The 24,761-nt window shown below is 60.9% G+C and carries 18 protein-coding genes; 9 read left to right on the forward strand and 9 right to left on the reverse strand.

The features are described from left to right. Positions 1-53: 53 nt before the first annotated feature. Positions 54-1,139 (reverse strand): recombinase RecA, encoded by a 1,086-nt coding sequence (gene recA, locus PY649_RS16800; protein WP_285869704.1) that lies wholly within the window; start codon positions 1,137-1,139, stop codon positions 54-56. A gap of 239 nt (positions 1,140-1,378) precedes the next feature. Here recA and PY649_RS16805 point away from each other — a divergent pair, with 239 nt between their 5' ends. Both PY649_RS16805 and PY649_RS16810 read left to right on the forward strand, forming a co-directional pair. Further along, on the forward strand, positions 1,379-2,323 hold the full coding sequence (locus PY649_RS16805) for a carbohydrate kinase family protein (RefSeq protein WP_285869706.1): 945 nt from the start codon (positions 1,379-1,381) through the stop codon (positions 2,321-2,323). 46 nt (positions 2,324-2,369) lie between these two features. After that, positions 2,370-3,302: a pseudouridine-5'-phosphate glycosidase gene (locus tag PY649_RS16810; protein ID WP_285869707.1), complete on the forward strand. Its 933-nt coding sequence runs from the start codon at positions 2,370-2,372 to the stop codon at positions 3,300-3,302. Positions 3,303-3,343: 41 nt separating this feature from the next. On the opposite strand, the gene trpS is transcribed toward PY649_RS16810, so the two are convergent. Continuing rightward, positions 3,344-4,363: a tryptophan--tRNA ligase gene (gene trpS / locus PY649_RS16815; protein ID WP_285869708.1), complete on the reverse strand. Its 1,020-nt coding sequence runs from the start codon at positions 4,361-4,363 to the stop codon at positions 3,344-3,346. Positions 4,364-4,669: 306 nt separating this feature from the next. Then, a complete protein-coding gene (gene cckA, locus PY649_RS16820; RefSeq protein ID WP_285869709.1) occupies positions 4,670-7,285 on the reverse strand; it encodes a cell cycle histidine kinase CckA in 2,616 nt (871 codons plus the stop codon). Positions 7,286-7,574: 289 nt separating this feature from the next. Between cckA and PY649_RS16825 the strand changes: the two genes are divergently transcribed. After that, positions 7,575-8,495, forward strand: a complete 921-nt coding sequence (locus PY649_RS16825) for a flagellar biosynthetic protein FliO (RefSeq protein WP_285869710.1) — start codon at positions 7,575-7,577, stop codon at positions 8,493-8,495. A gap of 99 nt (positions 8,496-8,594) precedes the next feature. Here the strand turns inward: PY649_RS16825 and dksA are convergent, their stop codons facing one another. Next, positions 8,595-9,014 (reverse strand): RNA polymerase-binding protein DksA, encoded by a 420-nt coding sequence (gene dksA, locus PY649_RS16830; protein ID WP_028753038.1) that lies wholly within the window; start codon positions 9,012-9,014, stop codon positions 8,595-8,597. 280 nt (positions 9,015-9,294) lie between these two features. Between dksA and PY649_RS16835 the strand changes: the two genes are divergently transcribed. The 4 genes from PY649_RS16835 (at position 9,295) to PY649_RS16850 (ending at position 13,135) form a co-directional block, all read left to right on the forward strand. After that, on the forward strand, positions 9,295-9,786 hold the full coding sequence (locus tag PY649_RS16835) for a SixA phosphatase family protein (protein ID WP_285869711.1): 492 nt from the start codon (positions 9,295-9,297) through the stop codon (positions 9,784-9,786). A 125-nt stretch (positions 9,787-9,911) separates the two neighbouring features. After that, entirely contained in the window at positions 9,912-11,387 is a 1,476-nt protein-coding gene (locus PY649_RS16840) for a YcjX family GTP-binding protein (RefSeq protein WP_285869765.1), read from the forward strand. Then, positions 11,384-12,472, forward strand: coding sequence for a YcjF family protein (locus tag PY649_RS16845; RefSeq protein WP_285869712.1), 1,089 nt, complete (start codon positions 11,384-11,386; stop codon positions 12,470-12,472). Before PY649_RS16840 ends, PY649_RS16845 begins: the two co-directional genes overlap by 4 nt. Before the next feature lie 111 nt (positions 12,473-12,583). Next, positions 12,584-13,135 carry a hypothetical protein gene (locus tag PY649_RS16850; RefSeq protein WP_285869713.1) on the forward strand — a complete coding sequence of 184 codons (552 nt, stop codon included), beginning with the start codon at positions 12,584-12,586 and terminating at the stop codon, positions 13,133-13,135. A gap of 110 nt (positions 13,136-13,245) precedes the next feature. Here PY649_RS16850 and folK read toward each other — a convergent pair whose 3' ends face one another. Genes folK through folP form a run of 3 tightly spaced genes read right to left on the reverse strand, consistent with a single transcriptional unit; the run spans position 13,246 to position 15,000 of the window. After that, entirely contained in the window at positions 13,246-13,785 is a 540-nt protein-coding gene (gene folK, locus PY649_RS16855) for a 2-amino-4-hydroxy-6-hydroxymethyldihydropteridine diphosphokinase (protein WP_285869714.1), read from the reverse strand. Further along, positions 13,769-14,131 (reverse strand): dihydroneopterin aldolase, encoded by a 363-nt coding sequence (folB, locus tag PY649_RS16860; RefSeq protein ID WP_285869766.1) that lies wholly within the window; start codon positions 14,129-14,131, stop codon positions 13,769-13,771. Before folB ends, folK begins: the two co-directional genes overlap by 17 nt. 5 nt (positions 14,132-14,136) lie before the next feature. Next, positions 14,137-15,000, reverse strand: coding sequence for a dihydropteroate synthase (folP, locus tag PY649_RS16865; RefSeq protein ID WP_490385305.1), 864 nt, complete (start codon positions 14,998-15,000; stop codon positions 14,137-14,139). Positions 15,001-15,103: 103 nt separating this feature from the next. Here folP and PY649_RS16870 point away from each other — a divergent pair, with 103 nt between their 5' ends. Next, the gene (locus PY649_RS16870) at positions 15,104-15,724 is read left to right on the forward strand and encodes a DUF922 domain-containing Zn-dependent protease (protein WP_285869715.1); all 621 of its coding nucleotides are present in this window, start codon (positions 15,104-15,106) and stop codon (positions 15,722-15,724) included. A gap of 461 nt (positions 15,725-16,185) precedes the next feature. Here PY649_RS16870 and PY649_RS16875 read toward each other — a convergent pair whose 3' ends face one another. Then, the gene (locus PY649_RS16875) at positions 16,186-16,506 is read right to left on the reverse strand and encodes a 2Fe-2S iron-sulfur cluster-binding protein (RefSeq protein WP_285869716.1); all 321 of its coding nucleotides are present in this window, start codon (positions 16,504-16,506) and stop codon (positions 16,186-16,188) included. Positions 16,507-16,657: 151 nt separating this feature from the next. Continuing rightward, a complete protein-coding gene (locus PY649_RS16880; RefSeq protein WP_285869717.1) occupies positions 16,658-17,026 on the reverse strand; it encodes an Hpt domain-containing protein in 369 nt (122 codons plus the stop codon). Positions 17,027-17,519: 493 nt separating this feature from the next. Between PY649_RS16880 and PY649_RS16885 the strand changes: the two genes are divergently transcribed. Beyond that, positions 17,520-24,731 (forward strand): apolipoprotein A-IV repeat region-like domain-containing protein, encoded by a 7,212-nt coding sequence (locus tag PY649_RS16885; RefSeq protein WP_285869718.1) that lies wholly within the window; start codon positions 17,520-17,522, stop codon positions 24,729-24,731. Positions 24,732-24,761: the final 30 nt, after the last annotated feature.

A 24,761-nucleotide genomic window follows, 5' to 3' on the forward strand; every position in this document is an offset into this window, starting at 1 on the left:
TACGGCCGGTTTCAAATTTTGGTCTTGATCAGTTCTGGGTTCCGTCGCGGAAATTACAGGTCCGCGGCATCGCCGTCATCGGCCTCGGGCCCGCCATTCTGCAGGAAGCGATCGGCGATCAGACCGGCATTCTGACGCAGCGACAGTTCGATCTCGCGGGCGAGATCCGGGTTGTCGCGCAGGAACAGCTTTGCGTTTTCGCGCCCCTGGCCCAAACGCTGGCTGTTATAGGAGAACCAGGCACCCGACTTCTCGACGATACCGGCCTTGACGCCCAGATCGATCAGCTCACCGGTCTTGGAAACGCCCTCGCCATACATGATGTCGAATTCCACCTGCTTGAAGGGCGGTGCCATCTTGTTCTTGACGACCTTGACGCGGGTCTGGTTGCCGACCACCTCTTCGCGTTCCTTGACGGAGCCGATACGGCGGATATCGAGGCGTACCGAAGCATAGAATTTCAGCGCATTACCGCCGGTCGTCGTTTCCGGCGAGCCGAACATGACGCCGATCTTCATGCGGATCTGGTTGATGAAGATGACCATGCAATTGGACTTCGAGATCGAAGCGGTGAGCTTGCGCAGCGCCTGGCTCATCAAACGAGCCTGCAGACCGGGAAGGCTGTCGCCCATTTCGCCTTCGATTTCGGCGCGCGGCGTCAGAGCCGCAACGGAGTCGACAACGAGAACGTCGATGGCGCCGGAACGGACCAGCGTGTCGGTGATTTCAAGCGCCTGTTCGCCAGTGTCCGGCTGCGAAATCAGAAGGTTCTGCAGGTCGACGCCGAGCTTGCGGGCATAGACTGGATCGAGGGCATGTTCGGCGTCGACGAACGCGCAGATGCCGCCCTTCTTCTGGGATTCTGCGATCGTCTGCAGCGCCAGCGTTGTTTTACCAGAGCTTTCCGGTCCGTAGATCTCGATGATGCGCCCCTTCGGCAAACCGCCAATGCCGAGAGCGATATCGAGGCTCAGGGAGCCGGTGGAAACTGTTTCGATTTCGACCACATTCTCGTTCGAGCCGAGCTTCATGATCGAGCCCTTGCCGAACGACCGCTCAATTTGAGAGAGTGCCGCTTCAAGTGCCTTGCTTTTATCCACCGATTTGTCCTCTACAAGCCGCAAAGAATTCTGAGACATTCGATCCACCTTTAGGTTATTGAAGCCGCTCAAGCAATGTCGCCGCTGATGAGAATTGTGTACTCTATTTGTTCTCGTGTCGCAAGAGCACAACAAGCAATTGAAAGAAAAAGGTAAAATGAATTCCGTTCTACATTTGTTTTCTTCTTTCATAGCAAGCACTTACATGCCGTCGCCCGGACTTTTGCGCGAAAAATCAGCCGGCTCGATTCGCCTTTTGAACCGCTGAGGAGATCAATATGGCGAAGAAGATTCTCGTTCTGGGCGGTGCCCATATCGACCGGCGCGGCCGCATCTTCGGCGAGACAGCGCCGGGGGCCAGTAACCCGGGCGCCTGGTTCGAGGAGCCGGGCGGCGGCGGCTTCAATGCGGCGCGCAATCTGGCCCGACTCGGCTTCGATGTGCGGCTGATCTCGCCACGTGGCGGCGATGCCGCCGGCGAGATGGTGGCGGAAGCGGCGCGCAATGCTGGCGTCGACGACAAGCCCTTTGTTTTTCTCGATCGCAAGACGCCGAGCTATACGGCAATCCTCGAACACGACGGCAACCTGGTGATCGCGCTTGCGGATATGGAGCTCTATAAGCTGTTCGTGCCGCGCCGGCTGGCAATCCGAGCGATCCGCGACGCCTTCGAGGCCACCGACCTGATCCTCTGCGATGCCAACCTGCCGGCCGAAACGCTGGCTGCCATAGCAACGCGCGCCGCCGATTGCGGCAAGCCATTGGCTGCGATTGCGATTTCGCCGGCCAAGGTGGTGCGCCTGAAGGCCAGCCTTGCCGGTATCGATCATCTGTTTCTGAACGAAGCGGAAGCCGTGGCCTTGACCGAAAGCCGTCCCGACGATCCACGCCACTGGGTTGCCGGATTGCGCTCGCTCGGCCTCAAGGGCGGTGTGATCACCCGCGGAAAGCGCGAGCTGATCGCCTTCTCCGGCAATGACGCGATCAGCCTGCAACCACCCATAGTCGATGACATTGCCGATGTCACCGGCGCCGGAGATTCGCTCGCCGCCGGTGTTCTTGCCGCCCTGCTGGCCGGCCACCATCTCGGTGAGGCCGTGCGCTACGGAGCTGCGGCGGCCGCGATCACCGTGCGGTCACCTTTCGCCACTGCGGAAGATCTTTCGCCCGAGCTTCTGAAGGCAACGCTGGCTCTTGTTCCCGAAGCCGCTATTCTGTCATGAAGCGCACGAATTTCGCATTTCCCATCTTAGCCAATTGGACTCGACCATGACCAAGCCCAAGCCTATTTCGCCCCTGCTGCCGATCGCCTATTCGAAGGAGGTTGCTGCGGCCAAGCTGCGCGGTGCGCCGTTGGTAGCGCTGGAATCGACCATCATAACCCATGGCATGCCCTATCCAGGCAATATCGAGATGGCACGCAGCGTCGAGGCGATCATCCGGCAGGAAGGCGCAGTACCGGCAACGATCGCCGTCATTCACGGCGTGCTGCATATCGGCCTGGAGCCGGCAGAACTGGAAGCGCTAGCCAAGACCAGCGGCGCGATGAAGGTGTCGCGCGCCGATCTGGCTTTCGCGATTGCCGAGCGCCGCACGGGCGCCACTACCGTCGCCGCAACCATGATTGCCGCGGCGCGGGCCGGCATCAAGGTCTTCGCAACTGGCGGCATCGGCGGCGTGCATCGCGGCGCCGAGGAAAGCTTCGATATCTCGGCCGACCTGGAAGAACTGGCCCGCACTGACGTCATCGTCGTCTGCGCCGGCGCCAAGGCGATCCTCGATATACCGAAAACACTGGAAGTGCTGGAAACCCGCGGCGTTCCGGTCGTAACCTATGACAGCGCCGAATTCCCCGCCTTCTGGTCGCGTTCGTCCGGCCTGCCGAGCCCGCTGACGCTGAACAGCCCGGCCGCAATCGCCAACTTCCAGACGACCCGTGAACAGCTCGGCATCGACGGTGGCATGCTGATCGCCAATCCGGTACCGGAAGCAGACGAAATCCCGCGCGAGGAAATGGAAATCTATATCGAACGCGCGCTGGACAGCGCCGAGCGCGACGAGATCGCCGGCAAGGCGGTCACCCCATATCTGCTCAGCACCATCTTCGATATCACCGACGGCCGCAGCCTTAAGACCAATATCTCGCTCGTCGAAAACAATGCGCGCCTTGCCGCCGAGATCGCGGTTGCTCTCGCCGAATAAGAAAGACGTCCGGCTACAGGCGTCGGCGCTGCATGGCCGCTTTAGGTGAAGGTGAACAGACCTAAAGCGGCGCGCAGTTCGGCAAAGGTCGCTTCCGTCCGCTCTTTGGCTGTTGCCGTGCCTTGCCGCAGCACGTCCAGAACATAGCCGGGATCTGCGGCATAGCGCGCACGGCGCTCGCGGATCGGGGCAAGCAGCGCTTGCAGACTATCTTCGAGGTGTCGTTTCACGACCATGTCGCCAAGGCCGCCCCTTCGATAGTGCGCCTTTAGATCTTCGACGAAGTCCTTGTCCTCGGCAAATGCATCGAGATAGGTGAAGACGACATTGCCTTCGACCTTTCCCGGATCGGCGGCCCGCAGATGGTCGGGATCGGTGTACATCACGCGCACGGCTTGCCGAATATCGTCTGGCGAAGCGGAGAGCGGAATAGCGTTGCCCTGCGACTTGCTCATTTTAGCCTTGCCGTCGACGCCCGGCAGACGGCCAACCGTCGGTATCATCGCCTCGGCCTCCGGAAGAACGTCGCGGCCGACCTGCCGGTTAAGACGACGCACGATTTCGTTGGTTTGTTCGATCAGCGGCGCCTGATCTTCGCCCACTGGGACGATCGTCGCCTTGAAGGCGGTGATGTCAGCCGCCTGAGCGACGGGATAACAGAGAAATCCCGCCGGAATATCGCGCTCAAAACCACGAAGCTGAATTTCCGTCTTGATCGTCGGATTGCGCTCCAGCCGTCCGACAGTCACGAAGTTCAGATAGAGCACCGTCAGCTCCGCCAGCGCCGGCAAGGCGGATTGCACGCAGATCGTCGTTGCCAGGGGATCGATCCCGACTGCCAGATAGTCGAAGGCCACCTCCAGCACGTTGCGGCGAATCCTGTCCGGATCACGTGCATTGTCGGTCAGGGCCTGCATATCCGCGAGAAGTAGAAATTGCCTGTGGCTTTGCTGAAGGGCGACGCGGTTCTTGAGGGACCCGACATAATGACCGAGATGGAGAGGACCTGTGGTGCGGTCGCCGGTGAGAATGACCGGTCTGTTATCGATAGGTGAAGACATTGGCTTGCTCCGCAAAGAAAGGAGCCGCCGAGACCGGGAGAAAGTCGAAAAACCATGCCTGCCGGATCGCGGCGGCATGGGTCGATTTCAAGAAATGACGACTGCCGCTCCTAGAAGGAGCGCCACCACATCCGCAGACTGAGGTTCGCAAGGTCGATCATGCCGGCTTGATGACACGGATCAGACAGGCATGGCAACGGGAAATATCGAATTCTGTGACCTCCGCAGCCACAAGATCCAATACATCTCTCCAGATCTCAGGATAATAAATCGTATCGGAACAGCGCCTTACGCGATGTTCCTGATCTATCGATCCAGCGTCTCCCTGACGACGACGGCAAGTTGCTTCAGCGAGAAGGGTTTCGGCAGAAAACCGAATTTGGCGTCGGCCGGCAAGTTGCGTGCAAAGGCATCTTCAGCATAGCCGGACACGAAGATGAATTTCATGTCGGGATATTTCTTGCGCAGTTCGCGCAACAGCGACGGCCCGTCCATCTCCGGCATGACAACGTCGGAGACGACGACATCCACCTGCCCGTCCAACTCATCCATGATGTCGAGCGCCTCGACGCCGGACCCCGCCTCGTAGACGGTATAGCCGCGCGTCTCGAGCATACGCTTGCCCCCCCGGCGCACGGCCTCCTCGTCCTCGACCAGGAGAACGACGGCCGACTTGCCAGTGAGATCGGCTGGCTCCTCCGGCGGGATGATGGCGGCCACGCTCTGATCCATCGCCGAGATGTCGCGGCTCTCCGAGACCTGCCCTTCGATAATCGTGGGGATCTCGACAATATGGCGCGGCAGGAAGATGCGGAAGGTCGTTCCCTTGCCGACTTCGGATTCCGGGTGGATATAGCCGCCCGATTGCTTGATGATACCGTAGACCATGGCAAGCCCGAGCCCGGTGCCCTTGCCCACTTCCTTCGTCGTGAAGAAGGGCTCGAAAATCTTGTCCATGATCTCGGGCGCTATGCCCGTACCGGTGTCGCTGACCTCGACCAGCACCATTTCCTCATGCGGCAAATAGGCGTAGTTGAAAGCGGCCACATCTTTGGCCGACAGGTTGCGGGTGCGCAGCGTCAAGGTGCCACCGCCTGGCATGGCATCGCGTGCATTGACACAGAGGTTGATCAGCACCTGCTCGAACTGCGAGAGGTCGGTTTTGACCGGCCAGAGATCGCGGCCATAGTCGACGTCCAGCTTGACATGCGTGCCCGAAAGCAGCCGATCCACCAGCATGCGCAGGTCGCCGATCACATCCGTCAGATTGAGGATCGTCGGTCGCATCGTCTGCTTGCGCGAGAAGGCCAGCAACTGCCGCACCAGCACGGCGGCACGGTTGGCATTGCGCTTGATCTCCATCAGGTCCGCGAAGCTGGCATCAGACGGCCGCGCCTGCAGCAACAAATGGTCTGATGACAGCAGGATCGCCGTCAACACGTTGTTGAAATCATGCGCGATGCCGCCGGCGAGCGTGCCGACAGCATTCAGCTTCTGCGTCTGCGCCATCTGCGTTTCCAGCGCCTTCTGCTCGGTCACTTCGACGGCATAGACGATGGCGGCTTCCTCAGGTGCCTCATCAGTCTGATCGATGACGGCATTGACGTAGAAGCGGAAATGCCGCGTGTCGTCTTTCGGATTGCGGGAATCGATCGGCGGGATATCGCCCTGCCGGTCCTTGGCAGCGGCGAGCGCCTGTTCGAGCAGCGGTCGATCAGCTTCGTAGACGACGGACTCGAGAGCGGCGCCACGCTCGATGTCGTCACGCGATACCAAGTCGGAGAAGAGCTTCAGGAAAGGTGCGTTGGTGCGCAGGATGCGCCCGGCGCCGTCGACGGAGGCGATCGCCATCGGCGTATTGTTGAAGAAGCGGCTAAATCGCATCGCCGCGACGGAGGCGGATTGATCGTTGTCGCCGCCATTCTGTCGCGTGAGCACGATGGTGCGGCTTTCGCCGGGCGCGCCGTCGCGCATCGACGTGACGCTGTGGACGATCTGCACCGGCAGGCTCTGGCCATTGGCGCGGCGCAGGTCGAGATCGAGCGTCACCGTCTTTTTCAAGCCGGGTTCGGCCTGCACGGACTGGATCAGCGCCAAGCCCTCGCCGGCGACGAGATCGCCGATGGTCATCGAGCCCGGCGTGAATTTGGTGAGATCGAAGCCCAGCCATTCGGCAAGCGTCGCATTCAGATAGAATATCTCGCCCTTGCGGCCGGCCGAAAAGAAGCCCGCCGGCGCATGATCGAGATAATCGATGGCGTTTTGCAATTCCTTGAAGAACCGCTCCTGGTCGTCCCGCTCCGAGGTGATGTCGGTGATCTGCCAGATATGCAGCGCCTTGCCACTGCCCTGCTCCGGCGGCAGTACACGCGCCTTCAGGCGGTACCAATGGGCGCCGTTGCCGTTGCCTTCCGCTGGGCCGAGCGGCTTTAGCAGCCGAAATTCCTCCGAACCCTCCTTGCCGTCGCGCAACCCGTTGGCGAGACGGTATAGCGCCTCGTTGGATTCGCGATTGCGGGACAGCAGCGTTTCCAGTGATTGCACCTCGGTCGCCTTGGCTGCGCCCGTCAACCGACCGTAAGCGGCATTGGCGTAGATGATACGGCCCTTTTCGTCCGTGATCAGCGTGCCGTCCGGATGGCTGTTCAGGAACGAGCGCGCCAGGCTGTCGGATTGCGTCTGTGGCATGACTTCGACGAAGCCAATGATCGAGGAGACAAGAAAGAAAATGCCGACCATGGCAAGAATGCCGAGCCCGCCAAGCACCGTTTCATTGTCGAGTTGGTCCTTGAAGACGACAAAAGCCGCGGCCGCGGCCACCAGCACCAGGGCAAGCAGAATGATACGCAATACGGTGCCCGAACGAACCCCGCGATCCACCAGCGGCACGCTATACTCGTCGGACTGACGCTGCTTGGTCATAAACCCCTCGTCTCCATCCTCTTCCTTGTCACGTCACGCACTTGACGGATCGCCGGATTCGGACCTTTCGAATCTTCTTTACCAATTTGCAGCATCGGCAAAAAGCTTTGCGGGGCTAGAAAGGCCTGTATTCACAAGGAAGAGCGCTGGACAAACAACGATCCTATCTTGTTTCCGGAGCGGACCTGTCCATATGATCGCCTCATATCAAGACAAAGGTGAAGACGCGGGCCGGTCGTTTCGTTACGGCAAGGTCACGACATCGGGGTTAATTACGGAGTATCTCGAAATGTGGGACGAAATCGCCGGGGCTTATGGCAGTCGCTTTTTCCTCGCAGCCGGTGGGGTCGGCATTGCCCTTCTTCTGTTGATCTGCATCCTCTGGATCTTCCGCAACCGAGCGCCCTCGCCCTTCGTGCGCGGTGGCAAAAACCGCCAGCCCCGCCTGCAGGTGCTTGATGCCGCTGCCGTCGACGCTCGCCGCCGTCTCGTCTTGGTACGACGCGATGGCACAGAACATCTTATCATGATCGGCGGCCCGACCGATATCGTCATTGAGTCCGGCATTTCCGATGCGGCCAAGGCGGGCATGCCAGGCCCGATCGGAACGCCCGCAGCTTTCGAACGCCGGTTGGAGCCCGCGCAGGAAGCGCCTCGCCTCGATGATCAATCGGCGTCAGCCTTACAACAGCCTATGCCAGAGGAAACCTATATGCGGCCGGAACCTGAGCCTGGCTTTGAGCCGCCTCCGCGTCAGGTCGCGCCAGCGGTCGAGCGCCCGCAACCCGCCACCACGTCTCAGCAGCGCGCGCAGCAATCAGCTGCCATGCTGGGCGAAGCGGAAGTAGCTGAGATTCTCGACGCGGCGCGTCAGCATGTATTGCCACAGGAGCCGGCGCGTGTCGCTCCGGCCGCACAGCCCATTCGCCCCTCCGTTGTCGCTGCAGCGGCGCCGGTGGTTGCGCCGCCGCCGGTACGCGAACCCGGCAGCGATTTCCAGCGGGTATTAGAAGCGGAAATGTCCAGCAATCTCACTGCCGAGCGGATCATTCCGAATGCGCCGCCACAACGGCAAGTACAGCAGCAGCCCGCAGTCGCGCCACAGCAACGCCGAGATCCGGAACTCGCGCCGATGACCGGATCGGAGTCTGCACTTCAGAAGGAAGTTGCACGTATCTTCGGTGAAATGAGCGTCAACCGCGACAAATAGGGTGGCGCGCTAGCCGCGCCTCGCAACCGCATAAAAAAGGCACGACGGAATTTCCGCCGTGCCTTAAATTTTTTCACCCTAATCGTCTCGATCAGACGCTTATTCGTCGCGATAGACTTTTTCGCGACGCTCGTGACGCTCCTGCGCTTCGATCGACAGCGTGGCAATCGGACGGGCGTCCAGGCGCTTGAGACCGATCGGCTCGCCGGTTTCCTCGCAGTAACCGTAGGTACCGTCTTCGATCCGCTGCAGAGCGGCGTCAATTTTTGAAATGAGCTTTCGCTGACGGTCGCGAGCCCGAAGCTCGATGGCTCTGTCGGTTTCAGAAGAAGCCCGGTCAGCGAGATCAGGGTGGTTTGCGCTTTCTTCGGCCAGATGATCGAGGGTTTCGCGCGCTTCTCTTAGGATATCATTTTTCCAGGCGACTAGCTTTGCACGAAAATAGGCACGCTGGTTTCCATTCATGAACTCCTCGTCTTCCGAGGGCACATAATTGCTAAGATCGATCTTCTCACTCAACGCGATTCTCCTGAAGAACATCTCATATTGCGGGGTGTATATCCCAACCGATAGTATCGATTCAAGCCAAATAGACGTGGTAAACGGTTTTTTAAATTTGTCATAAAATTCGGCTAAAGGTCTATTTTTTCATCATATATTCGCGATACTAAAAATATGGTAGAACCATAACCTTCGCGTGAACGACCGCCGAACCCCTGCGTCGCCGATGGCTGTGCTGTTGACGGCATATGGGATGAGGCGGTACGTCAAAGGACAAATCGAGCACGGGAATTCCGCCATGACCCGCATCACGCCGCCGCCCTCCAGGATTTACCTGTTGCGTCATGCCAAGGCTCAGCGACCCGCGTCCGGCCAGAAGGATTTCGACCGCGCGCTCAGCGATAAAGGCTATGCCGCAGCCGAGATTGTCGCCGAAAAAGCCGTCGACAAGGACTACAAGCCGGATCTCGTCATCTCTTCGACAGCGTTGCGCTGCCGCCAAACCGCCGACGCCATCCGCCGCGCCATGAGCCCCTCTACGGAGTTTCGTTATGTCGATGCGCTATACGACGCCACTACGGACGTCTATCTTGACATCATCTCATCACAGGTGACCGAGAACTCCGTCATGCTGGTCGGCCATAACCCGACCATCGAACACACGCTGGAAGCGCTGATTGGCCATGACGCCTTGATCTCCGCGATTCCAGATGGCTTTCCGACCGCCGGGCTTGCCGTCATCGACTCGACGCCGTCGGGCTGGGTCCTCACGGATTTCGTCAAGAAATAGGTTCGACAGTAAAAGATCTGGCGACGCGATGATTTAGCGCGCTTGAGCTGCAAATGCCGGCCACCTTTTCGGCTCTCGCATCGCTCCCTATATTGACCATCACGCTGTCATCCAGGGATCCCGCCTTGCCGCCAAGCCTGACCTCCTTCACCGACGACGCCCTGATCGCCTTCGATAATCTCATCGACCGCACGACAGGCCTCGTCAATCCGACGATCCGGCTCGGCGTCACCGGCCTTTCGCGTTCCGGCAAGACGGTTTTCATTTCCTCTCTGGTTCATAATCTACTGAACGGCGGTCGCCTGCCGCTGTTCGAGCCGGTGCAATCCGGCCGCGTCTCCGGCGTTCGTCTTGAGCCACAGCCCGATGATGCCGTGCCGCGCTTCCAATATGAGGATCATATCCGCGCGCTGGTGAAGGAGCGCATATGGCCGGATTCGACACGCGCTATCTCGGAGCTGCGCATCACGCTGGACTACCAAAGCGCCAGCGGCTGGAGCCGGCTGTTTTCGCCCGGCCGCCTTTCCATCGACATTGTCGACTATCCCGGCGAATGGCTGCTCGATCTGCCATTGCTCGCCAAGGATTTCCGGGCCTTCAGCGAGGAGACGCTGACGCTCGCCAAGACCGGTATTCGCGCGGAGCTGTCGCGTTCGTGGCTCGCAATGACGCAAGGGACCGATGCCGCCGCGTCCGCCGATGAGACGAGGGCACGCGAACTCGCGACCGCCTTCGCCAATTATCTCAAAGCCTGCAAATCCGACGAACGTTCGCTGTCGACTCTGCCGCCCGGTCGCTTCCTGCTGCCGGGCGATCTCGACGGTTCGCCGGCCCTGACATTCGCGCCCCTGGTGCCTCCGGTCGAAAGCAAGGGGCAGAAGGGCTCGCTGTGGGCAATGATGGAACGCCGCTACGAGGCCTACAAGTCCGTGGTGGTGAAACCGTTCTTCCGCGAACATTTCGCCCGCCTCGACCGACAGATCGTCCTTGTAGATGCACTACAGGCCATCAACCGAGGCCCGGAAGCGGTACAGGACCTCGAGCGCGCGCTGACGGACGTGCTTGCCTGCTTCCGCCCGGGCGCCAATTCCTTCTTCTCCTCATTGCTCGGCCGTCGCATTGATCGCGTGCTGGTCGCTGCAACCAAAGCCGATCATCTTCATCACGAAAGTCACGACCGGCTGGAGGCTTTGACACGTCGGCTGGTGGAACGCGCCATAGAACGTATCGGCATCGCCGGTGCCGGCATTGAGGTCATGGCGATCGCCTCTGTCCGCGCCACACGCGAGGCAACGGTGAAACGCGACGGCCATACGCTCCCGGTCATCGTCGGCACACCGATGGATCGCGAGGCAATCGGCGGCGAGAGCTTCGACGGCAACCGCAAGACTGCGATCTTCCCAGGCGACTTGCCGGAAAATCCGCAATGGCTGTTCGATGCGCTCGAAGCGAGCGCGGCAAACATGCATTTGCCGGAGGTGAGTGTCGTCCGCTTCCGACCGCCGGAGTTGGATGAGTCCGGCGGCGGCATCAAGCTCTCGGTGCCGCACATCCGCCTAGACCGTGCCATGCAGTTCCTGTTCGGAGACCGCCTCGCATGACGAAGCCGACAGCAGATGATCCCACGGGCCTTTCCCGCCGTCCCGCTGCCTTTTCGCTGGAGCCGGAGGCATCGAGAGATGATGCAGCTGCCAAAACGGCGGCGGAAGCGCCGCGTCGCAAGCCACAGAGCTTCGACACGGAAGTCGTTCTGACGCCGGACGAGGAAGATCCGTTCCTCAATCCGGCCCTCGCTGCATCCGACGGTGACGCCGCGGTCGCCACGCCACGCCGCCGAGGTTTTTCCTTCGGCAAGATTGCCGCCGGCGCCTTCGGCATTCTCTTGTCGCTCGCCTTCGGTCTCTGGACCGACCGATTGATTCACGATCTCTTCGATCGTGCCGACTGGTTGGGCTATACCGCCCTTGCGGTGCTCGGCATCGGCATTCTGGCCGTCCTCGCCATCGTCATTCGCGAGACGGCAGGCATGATGCGGCTTGCCGCGGTGCAGACGATCAAGGCGGAGGCGGCGGCCGCTATCTCCGAGACGCGCCCGGCGCGCGCAAGGGCCCTGGTTCAGCGCCTGTGCACGCTTTTGGAGGCCAATCCGGAAACAGCAAAGGGCCGCGCGACGCTGAAAGCGGCAGAGGAGGACATTATCGACGCGCCGCAGTTGATCGACCTTGCCGAACGCGAGCTACTCGGCCCGCTGGATCGCCGCGCCCGAGGGCTGATTCTCGGCGCTTCCAAAAGGGTCTCGGTGGTCACAGCCGTCAGCCCGCGCGCGCTGGTGGACATTCTCTACGTGCTCTATGAATCGGCCAAGCTGGTCCGCGCCATGGCGGAGCTCTACGGTGGCAGGCCCGGCACGCTCGGCATGATCCGATTGATGCGGGACGTGCTCGCGCACCTCGCCGTTACCGGCTCTATCGCCGTCGGCGACAGCATCGTGCAGCAGTTGATCGGCCATGGTTTGGCCTCGAAACTTTCGGCTCGCCTGGGTGAAGGCGTCGTGAACGGCATGATGACGGCGCGCATCGGCATAGCCGCGATGGACCTCTGCAGGCCGTTGTCGTTTAAGGCGTTGAAGCGACCAGGGATCGGTGATTTTGCCGGCGATCTCGCGCCAAACATCTCCGGCCGCTGAGCTCCGTAAACGCTGCGAATGAGGCTTTTGCCTCCATAAGAAACCAAGCATTAACCATTCTAAGGCAAAAGTGGATACCAGTTTCCGGTTCCTCTTCGTTAGGGAATGTCCATGTTTTCGCGCCAGTTTCTTCTTGTTTGCGGCTTTGCCGCTGCGGCCCTCTCCGCAGGTGCCTGGGTGCATTCAGCCGATGCGGCATCCCGTGACAAGGCCTTCTTCCAGTCTGTTGCGGGATCGTGGCGCGGACCGGGTGAGATCGTCGCGGGCAAGTACAAGGGCACGAAGTTCACCTGCAATCTGACAGGCCATGCGGTCGACGGCAGTGACGCCGGTGTCAAGCTCGACGGAACCTGCCGGGTTGGTGTCTTCCAGCAGCCGATGACGGCCGAAATCACCCAGAAGGGCGGCAGCTACACAGGAAAGTTTCTCGATGGCGCAGCCGGCAAGGGTCTGGATGTCACATCGGGCACCGTCAACGACGGCACGGTCGTGCTCGGCCTGAACCGCCAGAAGCTGAACGGCGCCATGATCGCCCGCGTAGCAGACAATAAAACGATGAATGTAACGATTTCGGTCAAGGTCAACGACCAGATGGTGCCTGTCATCGGCGTGACATTGCAGCGCGCCGATGTCGATCAAATGGCTGTGGGATCAATCCAGTAGAGCTTATGAGCTGACAGCAAATACGCCTTCGGCCTTCGCGATGAGACCGGGGGCGTTTTTTTAGTTACCGATCTGAACGTGGCTGATTGCGATACCAGGTGAGATCGGCATTAAGCTGCCTTCCACCAATCGCGATTTTCATCTGCGACATCTATCCCCTGCACATCCGCTTCGCTCAGCCAATCCGCCACCCGGCGGCCCTTGATCACGAGATCGGCATCGAAATCCGCAAGCGGCATCAGCACGAAACCACGTTCAGTCATACGCGGATGCGGGATCGTCAATAGAGACTCGGCCCTTTCGATATCGCCATAGGTCAGGATATCGATATCGAGCGTCCGCGGCCCCCAGCGTTCGACACGCACCCGCTTCATGTCGCGCTCGATACCGAGGCACACGTCGAGCAGCGCCTCCGGCGAGAGCGTGGTATCGACGGCTGCACAGGAATTATAGAAGAAAGATTGATCCGTCTTGCCCCAGGGCGGCGTGCGGTAAAGGCGAGAAACCGCGGCAATGCGGCAATCCGCGCGCGCGTCGAGTGTCCGCAAGGCAAGCGCCATGGCTCGAACAGGGTTATCGAGGTTGCCGCCGAGGCCGAGGGTAGCGCGGGTCGAACCGGAGGCAGGGCCAGTCTCAGGCAAAATGCTCAACGCTCACCTGCACATAGTCAAGAACCCCAGGCACCGGCGCATTGGGTTTGCGCACAGAGATCTTCGCTCGGCGTATGGTCGGAAAACGCCGGCAAAGTTCTTTCGCGACATCGAGAGCCAGCGCCTCGATCAGATAGCGGCGGCGTCCGGTGACGATTTCTTCGATGACGCTGAAGGCGATGCCATAATTGACGGTGTCGTCGATCGAATCTCGCTCCAGCGCATCGCCGGCATCGACATCGAGCTCGGCGTCGACGAAGAAGCGCTGGCCGAGGAATTCCTCCTCGTCGTGCACGCCATGGCGGGCGAAGAACGCACAGTTTTGAAGGGTGATGGTGTAGATCATATCGCTCATGGCGTCCTGCCGCCTATTTTTGCCCGTGTCCTGAGGATAGCATCGGCGACAGCCAGCGCATCCCTGTTGATTGCGACATTATGAACCCGGAAAATTGCCGCGCCCTGCAAACGCAATATAGCGCTGCTGGCCGCCGTTCCCACATCCCGGTCAGCCATATCGCGCCCGGTAACGGCACCGACGAATCGCTTGCGCGACGTGCCGACCAGCAAAGGCAGTTCGAAGCGGAGCAGTGCGGTAAAGCGTGCCATCAGCTCGAGATTCTCATCGGTATCCTTGGCGAAGCCAAAGCCCGGATCGAGCACGATGTTTTGCCTATTCACGCCAGCCGCAGCAGCGATATCGAGCGATCGGCTCAGAAACAACACCTGGTCATCGATGACGTCCGGGAGTTTTGGCCGTTCGCGCCCCGTATGCATGATGCAGAGCCCCGCCCCCGTCTGGGCGGCCAATGCCGCGATCTCCGGCTCGCGCTGCAGGCCGAAGACATCGTTGACGATGTGCGCGCCGGCGCTGATCGCCAGCCTTGCCGTGTCGGCGCGATAGGTATCGATGGAAATCAGCGCATCCGTCTTGCCGCGTAGCGCCTCGATAACAGGCAGCACGCGCCCCTGCTCCTCCGTGGCGCTGATTGGCTCGGCGTTCGGCTTGGTCGACTCTCCACCGATATCGATGATGGCCGCACCCTCTTCGACGCAGGCAAGCGCGCGCGCGACAGCCGTATCGACAGCCTCGAAATTGCCGCCGTCGGAAAAAGAATCCGGCGTTACGTTGACGATCGCCATGATGGCGCTCTGTTCGCCGACATCGAGGCTGCGCCCATGCGCGACATGCCAGCTATGGCTGCGAAGCTCTATCACGAACCGTCCATCCCATTGAAAATGAAAAAACCCCGCCCCGGATATTGCGCTTGCAGTGGCTATGCCGCAAGCTTCATCGAAGTTCAACCTGGTAGCAGCACGAATGCCGTTTGCTTCTCAACACATCCGTGTCTCGCTTGTCCTTCTGCTCCTGTGCAGCATTTCCAGCGTTGCCGACGCGGAGGTGATCGCCCGCAAATCCGTCTCCTATTTCGACATCAAGGGCGACAGCGCCGAAGCGCTCGATGCGTCTTTGAATGCCCGCGGACCGGTGACGATGGGTTCCAGCAGCCGCCACCCAGGCGCAACGAAGATTCACTTCAGCGGCAATGCGACCTATACGGAGCGCAACGGCCGCTGCTATATCACCGACGTCAAGATTACGGTCTACACGGAAATCATTTTGCCACGCTGGCGCGATCGGCGGCATGCGAGCCGGCAACTGTCGATGATTTGGGATACGCTCTCCGAGGACATCCGCCGCCACGAAGACCGGCACGCGGAAATCGCGCGCGATCACGCGCGGCAGATGGAAAAGGCGATTCTCGCCCTGCCCTCGGCCAAGGATTGCGACACGCTTCAGGACAAGGCAAATGATGTCACCATGCAGCAAACACAGCTACATGATGAGGACCAGGCCCGATTCGACAAAATCGAAGCGATCAATTTTCAGAGTCGCATCCAGCGGCTGATGACCTATCGCAGCCAGCAAACTGGCGAATAATTGCCAATTTTGGCCTCTTTTTTGCCAAAATTACGTGCCCGTCGCAGCAACCTGTGTGAAAACTGTCACTATACCTGTGAATCGTCCACTACTTCTACTTTTTGAACTTTACGAGAATCTGAAATAGGTTTTTCCTATCGCACAGGGCGTGGATCAGTTCTTGCAGATTATGATTCGGAAACCTGAGGGGGTTTTCGCAAAGATCAATCAGAGTTCCTGCGCCGGCGGTTCGTTCGTTCCACCGCGCCTGGAGTCTAGTGTTTGACGCGTGTATTCAATGTTCTCCTGGCGCGTCCTAAAGCCACAGGTGTTTCCTCCCTTACCTGTTGGTGATGCGCCCGCCTTGCCTCGCTCGCTGCGACAAGCTGAGCGAGGCTTCTTTTTTGTCCAGGCATCCCGGTACCGGCCCTCAATTCAGGGACCGTCTCCGATGGCATGTCTTATAAATTGAGCGGCAGACCTCAGGCCTGGCGCTCCGGAACATGCACGACGAGGCCGTCAAGCGCTTTGGTCACTTTGATCTGACAGGACAGGCGCGAAGTCGGACGGACGTCGAAAGCGAAATCCAGCATGTCCTCCTCCATCGGCTCCGGGCCGCCGACCTTCTCCGCCCATTCCTCATCGACATAGACGTGACAGGTGGCGCAAGCACAGGCGCCGCCGCATTCCGCCTCGATGCCAGGCACGGAATTACGCACGGCATTTTCCATTACGGTGGAGCCATCGTCGGCATCAAGGTCAAAACGGGTACCGTCGAAAGCGACGATGGTGACTTTGGTCATGTGAGTGAATTCCGGTATTCGTGAGTGAAGGGCTACATCCGGAATTTTTCTTCCAACAATTCCAGAGGGCAGTCAACAATTGCGCCACCGAAACGGCTGAAACCATTTGGTGGCGCAACGGCAGATATCGATAATCTTGGTCGGCGTCAGCTCAACGCGACAGCTTCAGAATGAAATTCTCGGCTTCGATAACGCAGGTCGTGACTGCCGCCATGCGAGCGGGGTCGCCGACATCGCTTTCGAGCGCGTTGGCAGCATCGGCCACCTTGAATGCGCCGACGGCAGCTGCTGCACCCTTCAGTCGGTGCGAAGCGGCTACGGCGCGCTTGGGATCGCCCGTGCCGATTTCCTGCAAGCAAGACCGCGCCTGCCGGGCAAACATCTGAAGCACTTCCACTTCCAGGGCCTTGTCGCCCATCGTCTGCTTCGCGAGGTGAACCAGGTCGATCGCCCGGTCCCGCGATGGCGCGGAGCCGCGCGAATTGTCGGGCGCCTCGAATGCGATATTTAATGCTGCCATGTGCCAACTCTCCCGTCTTATATCTATAGCTTTCACTGGGATCTGCCGCATGCTTGCGGCTTGCCGATGGCCATCGAGTTAAATTTTGGCACATTCGGGGCGTAAATCTCACGACATGGTTAACGCGCGTTAAACATGGCTAAATTATTAGGTTTTCAGCAAGTTGCGGCGACGAAAAGTGTTAACAATGGCTTAATGCGACACGGTGCCGACCGTGGAATTAATTGTCACGCCTGGGGGAATGTGTCACTACGGTACTGATAAATTGGGTTCATGGCCTATGCCTTTGCCCAAGAGGTGGATAGTGGTAATGTTTTAATACCATCCGTTTGAAAAAGCGGTTATCCACTCTGAAATGTAACGGGAAATCCATCTCCGACATCAGTCAGGGGTGGGTAACCCTACGGGAGGCAGGGTTCGTCTTTTCCGGACGTTGGCGGATTTCCGGAAAAGACACGGCAGGCCCGACTGAGTTGTAACGAGGCGTAACCGTATGGCGAACAAAAAGTACATCGAGTCGATCGAAGACAAGGCCTTCCAGGCCTTGGACGAAGCCTTGCAGATCGATTTCAGTGACGAGAACTTGGAGCCTCGCAGCGGTTCGACGCCTGACGCCCCGGAGACAAGAGTGTCTGAACCATCGACTCCGCCTGCAAAACAGACCCAGGATGAAGCGACACGCAAGGCGGCCGCAGCGCGCAGCGCCGCCGCAGCGGCCCGGCCGACCGAAGTGCCGAAGAGCCCCGTCTTCGCTCCAGCCAACGACGCCAACCGTGTCAGCCCGGCCAGCATCCTGAAATCGCTTGATGGCGCCTCTCAAAGCCACGCGGTACGCAATGCGACGATCTTCTCGCTGTTCTGGATCGTCGGCGGCATCGGCCTCGCCTTCCTGCTCTACGGAACGCAGCTCTGGAACATCCGCACCGTCGCCGATCTCGCCGCCCTTCCAGGCGTCATCGCCTGCATGATCGGTATCATCGTTCCCGTCCTGCTGTTCTATGCTTTTGGCGTAATGATTTCGCGCGCCCAGGATATGCGCAACGCCGCCCGCTCCATGGCGGAAGTGGCACTGCGCCTTGCCGAGCCGGAAACGGTCGCCTCCGAGCGCATTATGACGGTCGGCCAGGCCGTGCGCCGCGAAGTTTCGGCCATGAATGAAGGCATCGAGCGCACGATCGCCCGCGCCACCGAACTCGAGACGCTTGTTCATACCGAAGTCAATGCGCTGGAGCGCAGCTATGCCGACAACGAGTTGCGGGTGCGCGGTCTCGTACATGAACTCGGCTCCGAGCGTGACGCCATCGTCAACCACGCCGAACGCATCCGCTCCTCGATCGTCGGCGTGCATGACCAGATCAAGGAAGACCTGTCGCTCGCGACCGAAGAAATTGCCGTGCGCCTGTCGACCTCGGGTGAGGCCTTCGCCTCGATGATCGATACGCGCGCTGCGACGCTGATGGAGAAGTCCGATTCTGCCTTGGAGGCGCTTGGCACCCTGCTCGCCGCCAAGACCGACAGCCTGCTGCAGAACGTCAATGCTTCCGGCGTCGCGCTGAGCCAGGAATTCGACACGCGTCTCGAATCTCTGTCTTCGACGCTGGCGGAGCGCGGCAAGGAACTGTTGAGCCAGTTCGAAACCCGCGCCTCCACGCTTGATGCCAACACCGAGAAGCTGAACACCGCACTCAATGATCGCGCTCGTCAATTGAATGAGACGCTGGTCGCTCGCACCCGCGAAATCAGCGAAAGCCTCACCGGCAGCGAACGCTCGATCACCGGCACGCTCGACGATGTGCTCTCCAAGCTCAATACCGCCCTCGATGAAAAAGGCGCGAGCTTCCGCCAGAGCCTGCAGTCGACCGCCGACGACACCATTATGGATATCGACCTGCGCTCCGGTTTCTTCGAGGAACGCATGCAGTCGACCGTCGCGCAGATTTCGACCGCCTTCGACGAGCGGGTCTCGGAATTCACCTCAGCCTTCGACAAGCGCGCCGGTTCATTGGACAGCAAGCTGTCGGAAAGCCTGACACGGATCAACGAAACGCTGAGCGGCGGTTCGGATGCTATCGACGGCATTCTGAATTCCAGCATCGAGCGCATCGGCTCTTCGCTGACCGACCAGTCGTTCGCGCTGGCGACGACACTCGCCACCAGCCAGGAAGTGCTGGAAAGCGCGATCGGCTCCAAGGCCGACGAGATCGCTTCCGCTCTCCAGGGGGCAACGAGCGGGATCACCTCGGCCCTGAGTTCCGGCACTGGCGAACTGCACTCCACCCTCGCCTCGCATGCGGGCAACTTCACGTCGGCCGTCCAAGGTGTAGCGCGCGACGTCTCCGCCGCCCTGCAGAGCGGCACTGAAGAACTCACCTCCGCTTTTGCCGGCCGTTCCAGCGAACTCACCAACACACTTGCCGAACATTCCGGCGAATTCATCAAGGCTTTGCAGTCGGCAACCTCGGACATCTCTTCGGCCCTGAACAAGGGCACGAGCGAGCTGACCAACACCTTCCTCGGCCGTGCCAGCGAGATCAACAATACGCTTTCCGCCCGTACCGGCGAGATCACCCAGGCGCTGGGTTCGGCGCATGAGCGCATCGACTCGGTCATGGCAGAGCGGAGTAGCGCGCTGTTCGGTGCGCTCTCGGACAACCAGTCGCGCTTCGAGCAGACGCTGGCCGAGCGCTCGGAAGGTATCATCAATGCCGTCACCGGCAGCCATGAGCACTTGACCGCCGCCCTCGACGAGCGCACCTCGATGCTGGCGATTTCGCTTGCAGAAAACCAGCTTCGTCTCGAGAACACACTGGCAAGCCGCGCCGATGCAATTGCCAGCAACGTTGCCGAAACGCACAGCAAGCTCGCCGATACCTTGGACGACAAGGTCATGGCGCTCGCCATCGCGCTGTCGGACGGCCAGGCGCGCATCGAAGATACTTTGAGCGGCCGGGCCGAAAGCCTGACCAGCGCGCTCGCCGACACGCACAACAAGCTCGCCGACACGCTTGACGACAAGACGATGGCGCTGGCCATCGCTCTCTCGGATAGCCAGGCACGTCTGGAAGACACTTTGTCCGGCCGCGTCGAGGGCTTCACGGGCGCCATCGCCGATACGCACAACGCGCTGGCAAGCACCCTGGACGACAAGACGAAAGCGCTGGCAGCAGCACTCACCAGCAGTCAATCCCGGCTCGAAGAGACGCTCTCCGGCCGTGTCGAAGGCCTGACCAATGCGATCGCCGACACGCACACCAAACTCGCCGACACGCTCGACGGCAAGACGATGGCGCTCGCCGTTGCGCTCTCGGCGAGCCAAGCACACCTGGAGGATACCCTCTCCGGCCGCGTCGAAGGTCTGACCAATGCGATGGCCGATACCCACAGCAAACTGGCTGAAACGCTCGACGACAAGACGATGGCGCTCGCCGTCGCGCTCTCGGCAAGCCAGGCACGCATAGAGGATACCCTCTCCGGCCGTGTCGAGGGCCTGACCAATGCGATCGCCGATACGCACAGCAAATTGGCCGAAACACTCGACGACAAGACGATGGCGCTCGCCGTCGCGCTCTCGGCCGGTCAGGCACACCTGGAGGATACCCTCTCCGGCCATGCGGACCGCGTTTCCGATACATTGGACGGCAAGACCAAGGCCCTCGCCGACGCCTTTAGCAGCGGCCAGTCGCGCCTTGAGGAAACGCTTTCCAATCGCGCTGAAGCGATCACCAACGCCTTCACGGGCAGCCATAGCGCCCTCGCCGACGCGCTGGACGAAAAGGCGATGGCCCTGGCCATCTCGCTCTCCGACACGCAATCACGGCTCGAGGATTCGCTGTCCAGCCGCTTGGACGCACTCTCCAATACGGTCGCCGGCACGCACGACAAGATCGTCAACAGCCTCGACGACAAAACGCTGGCGCTGGCCATTGCGCTGTCGGACAACCAGGCCCGGATCGAGGAAACCTTGGCAAACAGCGCCGAGGCGATCGCCCATGCCGTCAATAGCGGCCATGCAGCCCTGACCGACACGCTCGACGACAAGAGTATGTCGTTCGCCATCACGCTTGCGGAAAATCAGAATCGCTTCGAAAGCGCTCTGGAATCCCGCGCCAATGCCCTGCTCGACAGCGTGGCCGGTGCGGAATCCCGCGTCGCCGGCGCTTTTGGCGACAAGGCCGATGCCATTCGCGCTGCCTATACCGAAAACCAGGATCGCCTCGACCGCTCGCTCAGCGCCCACACCGACGCGCTCTCCGGGCTGCTCGGCAGCAGCAGCGACCGGATCGAAACCGTCGTTGGCGGCTCGGCCGAACGCATCGAAAACGCGCTCAACACCACCACGCGTCAGCTCGAAAATACGCTGGGTGTCGGCCTGTCGCAGATGGACGAAAACCTTGCGTCCGCCTATGAGCGCATGCGTAGCACTTTGGAAGATCGCAGCAATGCCATCAGCCTGACGCTGCGCGATGCGCATGCCCAGCTCGACAATACCTTGACCGAACAGGCGACTGCGATCGGTACCTCGATTGCCGCCAGCGCCAGCATGCTGGAAATGTCGCTCGAAGATCGCGAAGCCTCGCTGCGCCAGACTATCGACGCCAGCGCAAGATCTCTCGAAGAACGCCTGCACGGCGGCGCCGGGGATATTGCCGGCCGCATTCAGCAGGCAGCCGGCGACATCACGCGCTCGGCCGAGACATTCTCGAGCAACCTTAACCAGTCGATCGACGGCATGACCAGCCGCTTCGCCGAAACCGGCTCGCGCGTCGAGGCCAGCCTGTCCGCCCTCGAAAACCGTATTCATGATGGCGTGGGTGGCGTTGCCGCGCAGGTCGATGCCGCCGGCAACCGACTGTCCGACACACTTTCGAGCGGCATCTCTCAGATCGACCGCAGCGGCGACGACGCTGCGGCCCGCATCGCCGCTGCGCTCGACAATCGTCTGGCAACCATGGCCGACGCGATCGACAGCCGCACCGCCAATCTGAGCCAGGCGCTCGAAAGTGGCAGCGCCCATATCGAAGAGCGCCTGTCGACCATGGACCGCGCCCTCAATGTCGGTCTCGAAGCCGTCAACCGCACCATTGAAGGCAAGGCCACCAATCTCGCCACAACGCTGCGCACCGCCGTCGCCGATGCAGCCCAAGGCATGGATAGCGAGGCGACGCGCACGGCCGATCTGCTCGCCCGCACCGGCCAGCAGTTTGCCGACGACCTTGGCAACCGCAGCGATGCCTTCACCCGGGCGATGAACGAGCGTTCCGAAGAGATCGTCACGCGCGTCTCCGAAACGCATAATCGCCTAGCGAGCCAGGCGGCTGCCGTCGCCCAGACTTTCTCGGAAGCCGGCAACGCGATCGTCAACAAGGTTGCCGAAGCTGAGGGCCTTGTGGGCAATCAGGTCAACGCGATCTCGCAGGCCCTGTCCTCAGCCGAGCAATCCCTGGAAGCCCGTGGCGCCGCCATCCGCAATACGCTTGCCGGCGGCAGCGAACAGATCGCCTCGACGATGACGCAGGTCGAACGCGCGCTCGACGAACGCGGCAATGCGATCCGCACCAGCCTGGAAGATCGGGCGCGCGAGATCAACTCGACACTGGCAGACGTCGACAAGGCCCTGGAAGCGCGTGGCACATCGATCCGCTCTTCGCTCGATGAGCGCACACGCGAGCTGAACTCCATGCTCGCCGGCCGCTCCAGCGAGCTGTCGCGCCTGATCGACGAGAAGGCCCGCCCGATCGTCGACCGTTACGCGGCAACCGGTCAGGAAGCCGCAGCGCTGATCTCAGCCGCCGCTCAGGAAAGCACTGATCGCCTGCGCGCTGAAAACGCCGCACTGATCAATGCCATCGCATCGCGCACCAATGACACACTGGCGGCAATCTCGTCTCGCACCGAACATGCGGCCAACGCAGTCAGCGCGCTGGAGAACAACCTGCTCGCCAGCGTCAACGGCATCATCGAGCGGCTGGCGGAAAACAACTCCGCGATTGCGGGCATGCTGAACAGCGCCGCAGAGGAATTCGCCACCATCGACGGCCGCCTCAATGCGACATCGGCCCGGTTTGCCGATTCCGCATCGAAGGCAGGCGAAATGGTTTCCGCCTCGACGCGGCTTCTCGAAGGTAAAGTCGACAAGCTTTCGGATATTTCCGGCAAGACGCTGTCGCAGGTCGGCGGCATCATCGGTCGCTTCGACGAGCACTCCAAGGTTCTGTCGCAGGCCTCCCAGCTTCTGGGTGCCGCACAATCGAACCTCGTCTCGACGCTGGAAGAACGCGAAACGGCGCTGCAGAACCTGTCCATTGGCCTGGTACAGCGCTCGGAGGAAATCGAGAACACCATGCGTGCCCTCGGCAGCATGGTGGAAAGCGCCTTCGACCGTGCCGAACAGCGCTCCAACCAGGTCACCGGCAATCTGCGCCAGGGTGTCCAATCCTCCTTCGCCGATATCGGCCGCGTACTTTCCGATGCGGAAGCCCGCGCCGAGCAGGCGGCGGAAAGCATGCGCGGAACGCTTCAGAAGGCTGGCGAAGAAGCCAACCAGACGATCTCCAGCACTTTCGCAAATGCGGAACGTCGTACGGGCGAACTGACGAACCGCCTTCGGGGTGGCCTCTCCGCGTCGATCAACGATATGGAGCAAATGCTGGCGGAAGCCGGCAAGACCTCGGACGGTGCAGCCCAGCAGTTGCGCGAGACGTTGCGTGTGGCAGTCGACGACGCTGTTGGCCGCTTCTCGGGTGCGACCGATGAGATCCGCCGCTCGGCGGGCGACATCCGCCGGGAACTCGACCTGACCCGCAGCGAGCTGAAGCGCGGCGCCTTCGACCTTCCGGAAGAAGCCAAGGAAAGCGCGGCCGCCATGCGTCGCGCAGTGGCCGAGCAGATCAAGGCGCTACAGGATATTTCCCAGATCGTCGGCCGCTCGACGCAGCAGTTGGAAATCTCCGAACCGGCAGCTCGTGCGCTGGCCGACGCGCAGCCGACTCAGCGGCCTCGTCCGGCAGCCCCCCCACCGGCTGCGGCCGCTCCCCGGCCCCAGCAAGCTGCACCGCAGCCGCCCGTTCAGCAGGCACCGCAACAACCTGCGCCGCAACCGCCGGCTCCACAGCCGCAGCCGCAGCAGCCGCCGATCGAGGCTTTGGGGCTTCGTGGCACCCTCGCCGAGCGTCCGGTCGCCCCGCAGCCGCGTCCGGCCGAGACGCCCGCTCCTTCCCGCCAGGAAACGGCTGCCGGCGGCGGCTGGATCAGCGATCTCCTGCGTGGCGCATCGCGCGAAGACCTTGCCGACCTGCCGCCGGCTCGCCAGACCGCGCCACGCCCGCAGGCGGAAGCAGCGCCTGTAGCGCGCAACCCGCGGCACGTGGTTGAATCCCTGAATTCGCTTTCGGTCGATATCGCCCGCGCCATCGATCACGATGCGTCAGTTGATCTGTGGCGGCGTTATCAGCGCGGCGAACGGGATGTCTTCACCCGCCGCCTCTACACGCTGAAGGGCCAACAGACCTTCGACGATATCAAGCGCAAATACGACCGCGAGCCGGAATTCCGTACTGCCGTCGACCGCTATATCGCCGATTTCGAAAAGCTGCTTTCGGACGTCGCCCGCACCGACCGGGACCGTAGCGTCACGCAATCCTACCTGACCTCCGACACCGGCAAGGTCTACACCATGTTGGCCCATGCGGCAGGCCGTTTGAGCTGATTGCTTAGGATAATGCGCGAGCGCAGACAA

The sequence above is a fragment of the Rhizobium mayense genome (assembly GCF_030272705.1).
Lineage (GTDB): Bacteria > Pseudomonadota > Alphaproteobacteria > Rhizobiales > Rhizobiaceae > Rhizobium > Rhizobium mayense.

Excerpts from the sequence above, each read along its gene's own strand:
- recA (WP_285869704.1), bottom strand. The coding sequence starts at position 1,139 with ATGTCTCAGAATTCTTTGCGGCTTGTAGAGGACAAATCGGTGGATAAA.
- PY649_RS16805 (WP_285869706.1), top strand. The coding sequence starts at position 1,379 with ATGGCGAAGAAGATTCTCGTTCTGGGCGGTGCCCATATCGACCGGCGC.
- PY649_RS16810 (WP_285869707.1), top strand. The coding sequence starts at position 2,370 with ATGACCAAGCCCAAGCCTATTTCGCCCCTGCTGCCGATCGCCTATTCG.
- trpS (WP_285869708.1), bottom strand. The coding sequence starts at position 4,363 with ATGTCTTCACCTATCGATAACAGACCGGTCATTCTCACCGGCGACCGC.
- cckA (WP_285869709.1), bottom strand. The coding sequence starts at position 7,285 with ATGACCAAGCAGCGTCAGTCCGACGAGTATAGCGTGCCGCTGGTGGAT.
- PY649_RS16825 (WP_285869710.1), top strand. The coding sequence starts at position 7,575 with ATGTGGGACGAAATCGCCGGGGCTTATGGCAGTCGCTTTTTCCTCGCA.
- PY649_RS16835 (WP_285869711.1), top strand. The coding sequence starts at position 9,295 with ATGACCCGCATCACGCCGCCGCCCTCCAGGATTTACCTGTTGCGTCAT.
- PY649_RS16845 (WP_285869712.1), top strand. The coding sequence starts at position 11,384 with ATGACGAAGCCGACAGCAGATGATCCCACGGGCCTTTCCCGCCGTCCC.
- PY649_RS16850 (WP_285869713.1), top strand. The coding sequence starts at position 12,584 with ATGTTTTCGCGCCAGTTTCTTCTTGTTTGCGGCTTTGCCGCTGCGGCC.
- folB (WP_285869766.1), bottom strand. The coding sequence starts at position 14,131 with ATGATCTACACCATCACCCTTCAAAACTGTGCGTTCTTCGCCCGCCAT.
- PY649_RS16870 (WP_285869715.1), top strand. The coding sequence starts at position 15,104 with ATGCCGTTTGCTTCTCAACACATCCGTGTCTCGCTTGTCCTTCTGCTC.
- PY649_RS16875 (WP_285869716.1), bottom strand. The coding sequence starts at position 16,506 with ATGACCAAAGTCACCATCGTCGCTTTCGACGGTACCCGTTTTGACCTT.
- PY649_RS16880 (WP_285869717.1), bottom strand. The coding sequence starts at position 17,026 with ATGGCAGCATTAAATATCGCATTCGAGGCGCCCGACAATTCGCGCGGC.
- PY649_RS16885 (WP_285869718.1), top strand. The coding sequence starts at position 17,520 with ATGGCGAACAAAAAGTACATCGAGTCGATCGAAGACAAGGCCTTCCAG.